This window comes from Hansschlegelia sp. KR7-227 (assembly GCF_049446035.1).
In the GTDB taxonomy this organism is placed as follows: Bacteria; Pseudomonadota; Alphaproteobacteria; order Rhizobiales; family Methylopilaceae; genus Methylopila.
In genome coordinates, this window is record NZ_JBMSEA010000001.1 from 2,220,298 (window position 1) to 2,232,918 (window position 12,621).

Genomic DNA, 12,621 nt, shown 5'->3' on the forward strand with positions numbered 1-12,621 from the left:
TTCCGCCGCCAAGGTTCATGCGCCGCTGCGCCGCGCTCCGGAAACGACGGACCGCCGGCGGAGCGCTGCGCCGGCGTCGCATGCCCCTTGCGCGCCGGACCCTTGCCCGTCAGCGCCGCCTCGGGCCACATGCGACGACGCGAAAGGAAGGGCGGAATGGAGCACGGGTCAGGACTGTTGGTCGGCGCGCTCGTCTTTCTCGTCGCGGCGGTCGTCGCGGCGCCTCTCGCGCGCCGTCTCGGAGTGGGCGTCGCCGTCGGCTACCTGATCGCCGGCGTCGCGATCGGCCCGGGCCTCCTCGGGCTGATCAAGGAGCCGGGCGCGATCCTCGGCGTCGCCGAAATCGGCGTCGTGATGCTGCTGTTCGTGATCGGGCTCGAGCTCCGTTTCGAGCGTCTCGTCGCTCTCCGGCGCTATGTGGTCGGCCTCGGGGCGGCCCAGATCCTGGTGACCGCCGCGGTGATCGCGCTGATCGGATCGCTGCTCGGATTGTCCCCGATGGGCGCCGTGGCGATCGGCTTCGCGCTGTCCACCTCCTCCACCGCGCTGGCGCTGCAGATCTTGGAGGACCGGGGCCACCTGAACCGGCCTTATGGCGAGAAGACCTTCGCCGTCCTGCTCGCCCAGGACATCATGACCGTCCCGGCCCTGGCGATCATTCCGCTTGTCGGCGCCGGAGGCGGCGACCACGCCCAGAGCTGGGGGGGCGCGGTTCTGGCGGTCGGGATCGCCGCCGCGGCCCTTGCTGGAATCGTTCTGGTCGGACGTTTCCTGCTGAACCCCATGTTTCGTCTGCTTGCGGGCGTCGGCGCCCGTGAGGTGATGACGGCGGCCGCCCTCCTGGTCGTGCTCGGCGCGGCCCAGGTCGCCGCGCTCGCCGGCGTGTCGATGGCGCTCGGCGCGTTCCTCGCCGGCGTCCTCCTCGCCGGCTCGTCCTATCGCCACGAACTCGAGGCCGACGTGGAGCCGTTCCGCGGCCTGCTGATCGCGCTGTTCTTCATGAGCATCGGCATGACGCTCGACGTCGGGGTGGTCCTGTCAAACGCCGGGCTGCTCGCGGCCGGCGTCCTGTTCTACCTCGCGCTCAAGCTCGGGGCGGTGGCGGCGATCGCGCGGTTGCTCGGCGCGCCGCTCGCCAATGCGATCCGCGTCGGCGCGCTGCTCGCGGGCGCCAGCGAGTTCTCCTTCGTGCTGATCCCGCTGTCGCAGACGCAAGGGCTGATCTCGGGCGAGCTCGCCAACCTGCTGTCGGCGCTGGCGGCGCTCAGTCTGATGGTCGCGCCGGCGCTGATCGCCGTCGCGGACCGCCTGATCGAGCGCGCCGAACCGGTCGTCGACGGCCCAAAAGAGGATTTCACCGACGCCAAAGGGCAGGTGCTGGTGATCGGCTTCGGGCGGGTGGGCCAGATCGCCGCCCAATTGCTGCTCGCGGAGGGCGTGGAGACGACCTTGATCGACGCCAACCCCGACCGCGTCGAGCAGGCGTCCCGGTTCGGCTTCAAGGTCTATTACGGCGACGGCGGCCGGCTGGACGTGCTTCGGGCCGCGGGCGCCGCGGAGGCGCGGGCGATCGTGATCTGCGTCGACAACCGCGCCGTGACGAAGCGGATCGTCGACATCGCGCAAAAGAGCTTTCCCCTGACCAAGCTCGTCGTGAAGGCCTATGACCGCGGCCATGCTTTGGAATTGATGAGCGAGGGGGTCGAGCAGATCGTGCGCGAGACCTTCGAGAGCGCGCTCCTCGTCGGGCGGCTGGCGCTCGAGGCGGTCGGCGTCGACCCGGAACGGGCGGCCGAGATCGAGCAGGACGTCCGCCGGCGCGACGCGCAGAAGCTCGAGATCCAGAAGGTCGAAGGCATCTATGCCGGCCGCGACCTGACCTACACCAACCGGCCGGCGCCCGCCCCCACGCCGGAGCCGCTGTCGGAGCCGCGCCGCAAGGGCCGCATGCTCGACGGAGAGCCCAATCTCGGGCCGGCCGCCGCCGAGTCCGCGAGCTAGCGGAGCAGCTCGAAGCGCGCACCTTTGCCGTGCGCGCGGCTTCGCCATAAGCTCCGGGGGAGCCGGCGCGTTCGACGCCGGGAGAGCGGGCGGGCCCCCATGTTCAACATGTTCGACCTCATCCGGCAGGCCCAGGGCGGCGCGGCGTTCGACAACCTCGCCCGCGCCTACGGCATGTCGCCGGACCAGATGCGCGCGATGACGGCCGCGCTCACGCCCGCATTCGCGCAAGGCTTCATGCGGCAGTCCCAGAGCGATCAGGCCGCCCAGCGCGTCATGGACCTGTTCCAGACCGAGACCTACGCCCGCGCCTTCGAGGCGCAGGCCGCCGCGCTCGATCCGGCGACCCGCGGAGCAGGCGAGGACGCCCTCGGCGCGTTGTTCGGCTCCAAGGAGGTGTCGAGGGCCGTCGCCGCGCAGGCTGCGGCCGCCTCGGGGGTGCAGGCCGAGATCATTCGCAAGGTGCTCCCCACGCTCGCCAGCATCCTGGTCGGAGGCTTCATGAAGGCCGCGCAGGGCGCCGGCGCGCCGCAGCAAGGGCAAGGGGCGCCCTTTCCCGGGCCGTTCGGGGACGTCTTCGGCCAGGCGTTCAGCGGCGGCCGCGCGCAGCCCGACGCGCCGCGCCCCGAGGCCGGACCGCAGAACCCGTTTCAGGACTGGATGGACGCCTTCTCGCGCGCCGGCGCGCCGGCCGACAGCGCGGCGGGGCCCGCCGGAAACCCGATGGGCGACGTGATGGGCGACATCCTGAAGTCGATGTTCGGAGGGACGCCGTCGGCCGCGCCCGCCGAAGACCCCGCGCCACGGCCGTCGGCTTCGACCGAAAAGCCTCCGGCCGGGCCGGGGGACGCGCCCCGGCCGGAGGAGCCCGCGGCGACGCCGTTCGACGACATGATCGAGACGGGCCGCGAGCTGTCCGCTCAGAACGCCAAGGCGATGGAGCGGATCTTCGACGCCTTCTTCTCCGGCGAGAAGAAGGCCTAGACTTCCAGGCCGCGGCCGGCGCGGTCGCGCAAGGTCTCCCGACGCGCGTCGCGCCGCTCCTCGGCGAGTTCGGCCAGCCGGTCGGTCGGGTCGGCCCAGAGCGACCATTGCGCGGCGACGCGCAGATCGCTGCGCGTGAGCCCCATGTCGGCGAGCATGCGGTCGTCGAGCTCGCCGAGGCTCCGGATCGCCTTGCGGCGCGACAGCGACACGCCCACGGCTTTCACGCGCTTGGCGAAGCCCGCCATGGCGGCGCGCCAGGGGCTGACATGGGCGTGGGGAACAGCTGCGTGGGTCTCGGCGATCGACATGGCGCCCTCCTGATGGGCTGAAGCCCCCTGCGCCTCCTCGCGCGGCGGGCCTTTCGCGCCGGCGAGGAAAGGTCGCCGGCTTCGGGCCCCGATATGCGCGCGCGGCATTGATCAGTGAAGCGAATGTTTTTAATGTACCTCATCATTTGTCGTGATGATGAAGCCGAGGCCCGCGATGCCAGCCCTGCTCGACGTCGATCAGCTCAAGACCTTCCTTGCGATCGTCGACACCGGATCGTTCACCCGAGCGGCCGACGTCGTGCACAAGACCCAGTCGGCGGTCTCGATGCAGATGAAGCGGCTCGAGGAGCGCGTGGGGCGGCCGGTCTTCGCCCGCGACGGCCGCGGCGTCAGGCTGTCTGAGGACGGCGAGCGGCTGCTCGACTACGCCCGCCGCATCGTCCACATCTCTCGGGAAGCCGTCTCGGCCTTCGCCGAGGACGCGCTGACCGGGCGGGTCCGGCTGGGCCTTCCGGACGACTACGCGGAACGCTACCTCCCCGAGATTCTCGCCCGTTTCTCGCGCTCGAACCCGCGGGTCGAGACCACCGTGGTCTGCGAGCCGACGAGCCAGCTGATCGATCTCGTCGCCCGCGACGAGATCGACCTCGCGATCATCACGCACGCGACCCGCAAGCCGCTGGGCGAGGTCATCCGGCAGGAGCCGCTGCTGTGGGTCGTCTCGCAGCGTTCGGTGGTGCATGAGGAGCCGGTGGTGCCGCTCGCGCTCAGCCACCCGACCTGCGTCTGGCGCGAAAGCGCGGTGGCGAAGCTCGAGGAGATCGGCCGCCCTCACCGCATCCTCTATTCGAGCCGGAGCTTCGCCGCCGTCGGCGCCGCGGTGCTGGCGGGGCTCGCGGTGTCGGTCGTGCCGGAATCGGCGCTCAGGACCGGCATGCGGGTTCTGGGCCAGGCCGAAGGCTACCCGCCGCTGCCGAACTGCAAGATCGCGCTGGTGCGCAACGCCGGATCGCTCAACGAGACGGTGCAGGCGCTCGCCGACCACATCGTGGCGAGCCTCGACAACATGTCGGTCGGCTTCGAGAACGCCGCGGAGGCCGCGGAGTAGCGGGCGCTCACGCCCGCCGTCGCGCGGGGCCCAGCACCACGACGTTGCCGGCTGCGACCAGGGCGACGCCGATCAGGCCGAGCAGGCCCCAATGATAGTCCTCGACGACGCTCGAGATCGCGAGGGCGACGACCGGAAACAGCACGGTGGCGAAGCCCGCCCGCGCCGGCCCGACACGCTTGATCAAGGCGAGATAGGCGATGAACGCGACGACCGAGGACGCCCCGGCGAGCCACAGCAGCGAGAGGACGTAGCCGGCACGAGGGTCGAAGGCGAGCGGCGCGCCGGTCGCGAGCGTGAGCAGCCCGAGCCAGGCGGCGCCGTAGACCATGGCCCAGGCGGCGGCCGGGACGTCCGGGACGCCGTCGCGTTGGGTCGCGCTCGAGACCATGTTGCCGAGGCAGAAGCAGAGCGTGCCGCCGACCGCGAGCGCCAGCCCGCCGAGCGCCGCGTGGTCGAACCCCGCGCCCGCGATCTCGGGACCGTAGAGCAGGGCCACGCCGAGAATGCCGATCGCCGCGCCGGCGAGCACGCGCAGCTCGATCGGGCGGCCGAAGAACAGCGCCGCGAGGCCCAGATTGATCGGCGAGGCGAGCGCGAACACGACGGCGAGCAGTCCGGTCGTGACATGCGCGCCGGCGAAATAGAACAGCAGGAAGTTGGTCGAGAACATCAGGACGCCGGCGGCGGCGAACCGGACATGCTGGCGCCGGCCATACGCCATGCGGTCCCCGCGCAGAACCGCAAGTCCGGCGCAGATCGCCGCCGCGAGCAGGAAGCGCCAGAGCAGCGACACTACGGGCGCCACGACGCCGAGCTGGAAATGGATCGCGATCCAGCTCGTCCCCCAGACGAGCACAAGCGTGGCGTAGAGCGCGGCGTCGGCGCGGCCGAAATCCGGCGCCGGGCGGACGCGCGGCTTGATCGCTGGGGGCTGGAGCACGGGATCGGCGGCGGTTCGAGGGATCGAGCGCGCTTATCGCGCGGCCGGCGCGCCGCGTGAAGCGACGATCGGTGATGTCAGCCATCGCCGCCGGTGATGACGGTCGGCCGGGGAAGCTTGCGCGGCGTCTTGACGCCGAAGGACGTCAAGACGATCTCCGAACCCAGACGGAGACGCCCCATGCACCTCGCCGCCTCAACCGGGCATCGCGCCCGCTTCGAGCACGACCACAGCTTTCTGGGCGAGGATCACGCCCGCAACGCGCGCCGCACCATGCTGGTGATGGTCATCACCGCGCTCGCCATGGTCGTCGAGGTCGCGGCGGGCTGGGCCTTCGGCTCGATGGCGCTGCTCGCCGACGGCTTTCACATGGCGACGCACGCCGGCGCGATCGGCGTCGCCGCGGCGGCTTACAGGATCGCGTCCACCCGGTCCCGCGACCCGCGCCTCGCCATGGGGGCCGGCAAGATCGGCGACCTCGCGGGCTTCGCCAACGCCATCGTGCTCGGCGTGATCGCGCTTCTGATCGCGTGGGAATCGGTGTCGCGTCTCTATGCGCCGCAGCCGGTCGCCTACGCCGAGGCGTCCGTCGTCGCCGTGCTCGGCCTGGTCGTGAACGTGGTCTGCGCCCTGCTGCTCGGCGGGCATGGTCATGGCCACAGCGGGGGCCACAGCCCCCATGGTCACGGTCATGATCATGGCCACGACCATGACCGCGCCGCCGACAGCCACGACCACAACCTCCGCGGCGCCTATCTCCACGTCATCGCCGACGCGCTGACCTCGGTTCTCGCGATCGCGGCGCTCGTGGCGGGCTGGACGCTGGGCTGGAGCTGGATCGATCCCGCCGTGGGCGTGCTCGGCGCGGTCATGATCGCCTCGTGGGCCGTCACGCTCGCACGGGACACCGCCCGCACGCTGATCGACGCGCCGCCGGACGCGGCTCTCGAAACGTCCATCCGCGAGCGGCTCGAGACCGGCGACGTCCGCGTCTGCGACCTGCATCTGTGGCGGCTGGGGCCGGGCCATCTCGGGGCGATCGTCTCGCTCGTCACCCACGAGCCGGCTGAGCCCGAGACCTACAAGCGCCGGCTCAACGGCCTCGACGCGCTCAGCCATGTGACCATCGAGGTCAATCGCTGCCCGGGGGCGAACTGCGCCGCGACGTAGCGCGACGAGCGCCGGTCGGCCGGAGCTGCGGCGAAGCCGTCAGTAGGCCATGTCCTTGAAGGCGGGGTCGACGCTGCCGCCCCACTCGCCTTCGAACTTCTTCAACATGATCTCGGCGAGCGTGCCCTGCTCCAGAACCCGCTTCAGCGGCGCGAGATGCAGGCGTTCATCCTCGCCCAGCCAGTTCAGCCTGCCGCGGGCCGCGAGCCCGGCTTCCGCCAGCGCGAGCGACTCGCGCGCAAGGTCGTGCGCCGTCCGCCCGGCGATGGTCGCGGCCAGCCCCTGGCGGGGGACGTCGTCGCGCAGCTGCTGGCGCTGGTCGGCGGTCCAGCCCTTCACGAGGTCCCAGGCCGCGTCGAGGCTCGGCTGGTGGTAGAGCAGGCCGACCCAATAGGCCGACAGCGCGCAGATCCGGTCGCTCGGTCCGGAGTCGGCGCCGCGCATCTCGAGAAAGCGCTTGAGCCGCACCTCGGGGAAGATCGTCGTCAAATGGTTCGCCCAGTCCGAAACGGTGGGAAGCACGCCCGGGAGCTGCGGCAGCTCGCCCTTCATCAGATCGCGGAACGAGGCGCCGGCGACGTCGTGATAGCGCTCGTCGCGCTTGACGAAATACATCGGCGCGTCGAGCGCGAAGTCCACATAGCGCTCGAATCCCATGCCGTCCTCGAACGCCCAGGGCAGCATGCCGGCGCGCGAATTGTCGACGTCGGTCCAGTATTCCGAACGGATCGTGAGATAACCGTTGGGCTTGCCCTCGGTGAAGGGCGAGTTGGCGAACAGGGCGGTCGCGATCGGCTGCAGCGCGAGGCTGACGCGCAGCTTCTTGACCATGTCGGCTTCGGTCGAGAAGTCGAGATTCACCTGCACCGTCGCGGTCCGGTACATCATGTCGAGGCCGTATTTGCCGGTCGTCGGCAGATAGCGCGACATGATGGCGTAGCGCTGCTTCGGCATCACCGGGGTTTCGGCGAGCGTCCATTTCGGGCTCGCGCCGAGACCGAGGAAGCCGATGCCGAGCGGCTCGGCGACCTCGCGCACCTGCGCGAGATGGGCGTAGAGCTCCGAACAGGTCTGGTGCAGCGTCTCGACCGGCGCGCCCGACAGCTCGAACTGGCCGCCCGGCTCCAGGCTGATCGCGCCGCCGCCGGTGACGTCGTAGAGGCCGATGATGCGACCGCCGTCGCCGATCGGCTCCCAGCCGAGCAGCCCCTGCATGCCCTCGAGCAGCGCGCGGATGCCGGCCGGCCCGTCATAGGCGACGGGCGACAGGTCGGCTTTGCGGAACGGAAACTTCTCGTGCTCGGTGCCGATGCGGAAGTCGGATTCGGGCTTGCAGCCCTCCGCGATCCACGCGACGAGCTGGTCCCTCGTGGTGAGGGCCGTGGTGTCCGACTGGTCGCGCGCCATTGGCATTCCCGGAGGGTTGGGCCGCCGTCAGTTAGGCGGTCGCCGCCCGGCCGTCCAGTGGGCGGCGGAGCGGCGTCCCGGTCCTGCCGGCGGCGGGCGGGTTCGGGACGCGGCGTCGGCTCGCAGGCGGGCCGCCCCTTCCGGGACGGCTGAGCCGCGGCTCAGCCCTTGATCAGGACCTTGGTTCCCACGCCCGCGCGCTCGTAGAGGTCGATGACGTCGTGGTTGAACATGCGGATGCAGCCCGACGACATCGCCTTGCCGATCGAGCGCGGCGAGTTGGTGCCGTGGATGCGGTAGGAGGAGTCCCGTCCGCCTTGATAGAGGTAGAGCGCGCGGGCCCCGAGCGGGTTGTCGAGACCGCCCGGCATGCCGCCGGCGTAGGGGCCGTTGGTCTTCCGGTCGCGCTGGATCATCTCGGGCGTCGGCGTCCAAGTCGGCCACTTCGCCTTGCGCGCGACGGTCGCCCTGCCGCTCCACTCGAAGCCTTCGCGCCCGACGCCGATGCCGTAGCGCACCGCCTGGCCGCCGGACTGAACGAAATAAAGGTGTCGGCCTTTGGGATCGACCACGATGGTCCCGGGCGCCTCGCCGGTCGGATCGGCGACCTTGGTCCGAAGCACGGTCTCGTCGAGCGAACGCCAGTTCAGGGCCGGCAGCGGATGCTCTTCGTTGGGCTTCGCGCCGTAGATCTCGGAATAGTTGAAGCCCCCGCCGCCGAAGCCGATCATGCCGCCGAGATCGGGAACGCCCGCGCAGCCGGCGAGCGCGACGGGAAGGCCTGCGACGAAGGCGCGACGGGTCAGCCCGGCGGCGACGCCGGGCGCCGGAAGAATCTTAGAAGCCATGCGATGGGGTCCGTTCAAACGACGACGCCGCAGCCCGGGCAGGCGAGCGCTCCGGGGCCGCGGCGACTGAAACCGTCAGCGAAGACGCCCCGACCCGCCGAATTCCGGCGGGTCGGCGCGCGAGGTCACGCACGAACGACGACCTTGGTGCCGAGGGGCACGCGGGAATAGAGGTCGATCACGTCCTGGTTGAGCATGCGGATGCAGCCCGAGGAGACCGCCTTGCCGATCGAGTAGGGCTCGATCGTGCCGTGGATGCGGAACAGCGTGTCCTTGTCGCCCTGCCACAGCGCCATGGAGCGCGCGCCGAGCGGGTTGCCTGGGCCGCCGGGCATGCCGTTGGCGTAAGGCCGGGCGTGGGGATCGCGGGCGACCATTTCCGCCGGCGGATGCCAGTCGGGCCATTCCAGCTTGCGGCGGATATAGGCCTCGCCGTTCCAGGCGAAGCCTTCGCGGCCGACGCCGACGCCGTAGCGGATCGCGGTGCCGTCGCTCTGCACGAGGTAGAGGTGACGCTCATGCGGGTCGATGACGATCGTCCCGGGCGCCTCGCCGGTGGTGTTCGGCACCGTCTGCTTCAGGAACTGCGGGTCGATCTTCTGGGTGTTGACCGCCTTGACCGGATAAGGCTCGTCCGGAACGTTGGAGGCGTAGCGGGCCTCGTTCGACGGATCCGGCATGAAGTCCGCGACCGCCGGCAGCGGGGCCGGGGCGAAGGCCGCCGGCTGGGCCTGCGGCGCGGAGGCCGAAGGCAGCGGCTTCGACGTGGCGCATGCGGCGAGAAGGAGCGGCAGCGTCGCGACGATCGCGAGGCGAACCCAGTGGAATGCGAGAGACTCGGCGCCGCGATGACCGGCGAGTAAGCGACCTGTCGGCATGGGATACGTTCGCGTTTTACTCAGGGAACTCCGTCGCGTGTCGACGGCGACATCTACGGCTATACGCCGCTCGGCAGCGCTTCGGCATGGCAACTTTGCGGGAGGCGAAACGATACCTCCCCTGTGCGCTATTTCGGCAACGCCGACGATCCCTCGACGCCGTTCGTGTTCTCCCGAAGCTTGAACGTCCATGGTTAACGCGGCGTCAATGCGCCGCGACGCGGGGCAAGGTGCGCTTACGGCGCCCAGTCTCCCGCGGCGGCCTGGAGCGCCGCCAGCGCGGCGACGGCCGCCGTGTCGGCGCGCAGGATGCGTGGCCCGAGCGAGATTCTGACGACCCCTCGAAGCCGCAGCAGCGCGTCGCGCTCGGCCGGATCAAACCCGCCCTCGGGACCGATCAACAAGGCGAGCGGGCGACCTTTCAGGGGACGAAGCGCCTCGATCGGATCCGCGATGTCGGCGTCCTCGTCGCAGAAGACCAGCGGCTCGTCGGCCGGCCAGCCGGCGAGCACCGCGCCGAGCGGCGCCGGTTCGTCGACGGCCGGCACCTCGAGCACGCCGCATTGCTCGGCGGCCTCCACCGTGTTCGCCCGCATGCGCTCGGTGTTGACGCGCGCCGCCTGCGTCCGGCGCGTCAGGACGGGGCTGAGCCGCGACGCGCCCATCTCGACGGCCTTCTGCGCCATGTAGTCGAGGCGCGCGTGCTTCAGCGGCGCGAACAGATAGCGCAGGCGTCCGGGCGCCGGCTGCGGACGGGCGAGGCTCTCGATCGCGAGCGTGACGCGCTTCTTGGCGGCCTCCGCGATCCGCGCCCGCCACTCGCCGTCCCGGCCGTTGAACGCCAGCAGCCCCGCGCCCTCCCCCATCCTCAGCACGTTGCGGAGGTAGTTCGCCTGGGCGGCGTCGAGCGTGACCTCCGCGCCGGGACCGAGATCCGATTCGACGAACAGGCGCGTGGAGGCGAAGTCGTAGGAAGCCATCGCAGGTCTCGGGCGGAGGGGGCGCGGCCCTGACTGCTACGGCGGCGCCCGCCGCGCAAGCCGGCGCCTCCCGCGCCCGCCCAAATCTCTTGACCGGGCCGGGCGAATGGCGTCGCTTCGGCTGGCCATGACCTCCGCACCCTCGCCCGGCGCCGTCGCTGACGCGCAGCCCTCGAACTGGGTCGACCGACTCGCCCCGCGCGCGTGGCGGCCGTTCCTGAGGCTCGCCCGCGCCGACAGGCCGATCGGCGCATGGCTGCTGTTCTGGCCCTGCGCCTGGTCGTCCGGGCTCGCCGCGGTGGCAGCGGGCGCGACCCTGCCGAACCTTTGGCACATCGCCCTGTTCGCACTGGGCTCGATCGCGATGCGGGGCGCCGGCTGCGCCTACAACGACCTCGTCGACCGCGACATCGACGCCAAGGTCGCCCGCACGCGGTCCCGTCCGCTGCCGTCCGGCCAGGTCACGCCGAAGGCGGCCGCCATCTTCCTTGCGGCGCTGCTCCTGGTCGGGCTTGCGGTGCTGCTCGCCCTGCCACCCTTCGCTGTGCTGGTCGGGCTGGGGTCGGTCGTTCCCGTCGCGCTCTACCCCTTCATGAAGCGCGTGACCTGGTGGCCGCAGGCGATGCTCGGCGTGTGCTTCGGCTGGGGCGCGTTGATGGGCTGGGCCGCGACCTTCGAGCGGCTCGACTGGGCGCCGCTCGCGCTCCACGGCGCCGCCTTCCTGTGGATCATCGGCTACGACACGATCTACGCCCATCAGGACAAGGAGGACGACGCGCTGGTCGGCGTCGGCTCCACGGCGCTGCTGTTCGGCGCGCGGACGCGGCCGATCCTCGCCGGCTTCTACGCCGGCGCGGCGGCGCTGCTTGCGCTCGCCGTCGGACTGGCGGGCGGGGGCGCCCTGTCCTATCTCGGCGTCGCCGCCTTCGCGGGCCATTGCGCCTGGCAGATCGCGCGGCTCGACATCGCCGACCCGACGCTCTGCCTGAAGCTCTTCAAGTCGAACCGCGAAGCGGGAGCGCTGGTCTTCGCAGGCCTGCTCGCCGACGCCCTGATCGGAGCCTGACGCCATGGCCGAACCGACCAAGCCTCTGAAGGATCCGCTCACCCCCGAGCACAAGCGCTTCGTGCTCGGACAGGTGCGAATCCGGCACTGGATCATGGCGGCGATCGTGATCGCGCTCGCCGCCATGCTTCTGATCGAGTTCAGACCGAGCTGACGCCCGGCCGCGCACGGACATGGCCGCGGACGTCAGTCCCGCGCGATGATCTCGCGCTCGCCGCGGTGGACGGGCGTCTGGGGCGTCAGCGCGCCGGTGCGGCGCTTCGCCTGGAAGCGGGTGCGGCGACCTTTGAGAAAGCCGCGGCCGCGGCGCGCGCGTGGCCGGCCGAGCAGGATGAAGCCGGGGCTCGCCACCGGCTTGATGCGCCGGCCGTCCGCATCCTCGACCAGGAGCGGAAGCTGCAGCGCGTGCGACCACTGCCGCCAGGCGTCGAGCCCGTCGGCGTCGTCGACGCCGCTGAGCAGCGGCACGTCGAGCGCGCGATCCCGGTGAGCCAGCACCACGTCGACCCGGTCGTGATCGGGTTCGCCGTCCGGCGCGACGCGCAACGCCACGCCGGCGAAGGTCGAGAGCGGCACGGCGATGCGCATGGCGACGCTCCGGACCATCCTGTCCAGCACCACGCGGTCGCTTTCGAGCGTCACGCGGCGTTCCCCGCCGTCCGCGGCGGCGTCGGGCGCCGCGAAACGGATCGGCAGCGCGAAGGGATCGAGCCGGTCGGCCGATCCCGTTCCGGCGCAAAATTGTGCGCCGGCCCAGATGTGTCGTCCCACTGTCCAGTCTCCCTGAAGGCCCATTGCTTCGGGCTCTTCGAACGAAGGCGACCATGACTCGGGAACAGCCGCCGTCCGCTTAACGGATCTGGTGAATCTCTCTTAAGACGGCAGTTTCGAAGGCGTCGTCTGGCTCTATCCTAAAGAAGACCTTGCGGCGAAGGATAAGAAGTCGCCGAAACTCGCCCAGGGA

At 70.9% G+C, this 12,621-nt stretch carries 13 protein-coding genes; 6 read left to right on the top strand and 7 right to left on the bottom strand.

Annotated elements, in window-relative coordinates:
* Positions 1–156: 156 nt before the first annotated feature.
* Together ACO2RJ_RS10395 and ACO2RJ_RS10400 are read left to right on the top strand one after the other, a co-directional pair.
* Positions 157–2,001 (top strand): monovalent cation:proton antiporter-2 (CPA2) family protein, encoded by a 1,845-nt coding sequence (locus ACO2RJ_RS10395; protein ID WP_423267930.1) that lies wholly within the window; start codon positions 157–159, stop codon positions 1,999–2,001.
* A 99-nt stretch (positions 2,002–2,100) separates the two neighbouring features.
* Positions 2,101–2,985, top strand: coding sequence for a DUF937 domain-containing protein (locus ACO2RJ_RS10400; RefSeq protein ID WP_423267931.1), 885 nt, complete (start codon positions 2,101–2,103; stop codon positions 2,983–2,985).
* On the opposite strand, the gene ACO2RJ_RS10405 is transcribed toward ACO2RJ_RS10400, so the two are convergent.
* Positions 2,982–3,296 (bottom strand): DUF1127 domain-containing protein, encoded by a 315-nt coding sequence (locus tag ACO2RJ_RS10405; protein ID WP_423267932.1) that lies wholly within the window; start codon positions 3,294–3,296, stop codon positions 2,982–2,984. The genes ACO2RJ_RS10400 and ACO2RJ_RS10405 overlap by 4 nt on opposite strands.
* A 175-nt stretch (positions 3,297–3,471) precedes the next feature.
* On the opposite strand from ACO2RJ_RS10405, the gene ACO2RJ_RS10410 reads away from it, so the two are divergent.
* Positions 3,472–4,365: a LysR substrate-binding domain-containing protein gene (locus ACO2RJ_RS10410; protein ID WP_423267933.1), complete on the top strand. Its 894-nt coding sequence runs from the start codon at positions 3,472–3,474 to the stop codon at positions 4,363–4,365.
* A 7-nt stretch (positions 4,366–4,372) separates the two neighbouring features.
* On the opposite strand, the gene ACO2RJ_RS10415 is transcribed toward ACO2RJ_RS10410, so the two are convergent.
* On the bottom strand, positions 4,373–5,308 hold the full coding sequence (locus tag ACO2RJ_RS10415) for a DMT family transporter (RefSeq protein ID WP_423267934.1): 936 nt from the start codon (positions 5,306–5,308) through the stop codon (positions 4,373–4,375).
* Positions 5,309–5,488: 180 nt separating this feature from the next.
* Here ACO2RJ_RS10415 and dmeF point away from each other — a divergent pair, with 180 nt between their 5' ends.
* Complete coding sequence (dmeF, locus tag ACO2RJ_RS10420) at positions 5,489–6,478, top strand: CDF family Co(II)/Ni(II) efflux transporter DmeF (RefSeq protein WP_423267935.1); 990 nt, start codon at positions 5,489–5,491, stop codon at positions 6,476–6,478.
* A gap of 39 nt (positions 6,479–6,517) precedes the next feature.
* Here dmeF and ACO2RJ_RS10425 read toward each other — a convergent pair whose 3' ends face one another.
* The 4 genes from ACO2RJ_RS10425 to ACO2RJ_RS10440 form a co-directional block, all read right to left on the bottom strand.
* Complete coding sequence (locus ACO2RJ_RS10425) at positions 6,518–7,885, bottom strand: glutamate--cysteine ligase (RefSeq protein ID WP_423267936.1); 1,368 nt, start codon at positions 7,883–7,885, stop codon at positions 6,518–6,520.
* A gap of 161 nt (positions 7,886–8,046) precedes the next feature.
* Complete coding sequence (locus ACO2RJ_RS10430) at positions 8,047–8,733, bottom strand: L,D-transpeptidase (protein ID WP_423267937.1); 687 nt, start codon at positions 8,731–8,733, stop codon at positions 8,047–8,049.
* A 125-nt stretch (positions 8,734–8,858) separates the two neighbouring features.
* A complete protein-coding gene (locus ACO2RJ_RS10435) occupies positions 8,859–9,611 on the bottom strand; it encodes a L,D-transpeptidase (RefSeq protein WP_423267938.1) in 753 nt (250 codons plus the stop codon).
* 236 nt (positions 9,612–9,847) lie between these two features.
* Entirely contained in the window at positions 9,848–10,591 is a 744-nt protein-coding gene (locus tag ACO2RJ_RS10440; protein ID WP_423267939.1) for a 16S rRNA (uracil(1498)-N(3))-methyltransferase, read from the bottom strand.
* Positions 10,592–10,718: 127 nt separating this feature from the next.
* On the opposite strand from ACO2RJ_RS10440, the gene ubiA reads away from it, so the two are divergent.
* Complete coding sequence (ubiA, locus tag ACO2RJ_RS10445; RefSeq protein ID WP_423267940.1) at positions 10,719–11,657, top strand: 4-hydroxybenzoate octaprenyltransferase; 939 nt, start codon at positions 10,719–10,721, stop codon at positions 11,655–11,657.
* 4 nt (positions 11,658–11,661) lie between these two features.
* Positions 11,662–11,811, top strand: a complete 150-nt coding sequence (locus ACO2RJ_RS10450) for a hypothetical protein (RefSeq protein ID WP_423267941.1) — start codon at positions 11,662–11,664, stop codon at positions 11,809–11,811.
* Positions 11,812–11,843: 32 nt separating this feature from the next.
* Here the strand turns inward: ACO2RJ_RS10450 and ACO2RJ_RS10455 are convergent, their stop codons facing one another.
* Positions 11,844–12,428, bottom strand: a complete 585-nt coding sequence (locus ACO2RJ_RS10455) for a DUF6101 family protein (protein WP_423267942.1) — start codon at positions 12,426–12,428, stop codon at positions 11,844–11,846.
* Positions 12,429–12,621 lie beyond the last annotated feature (193 nt).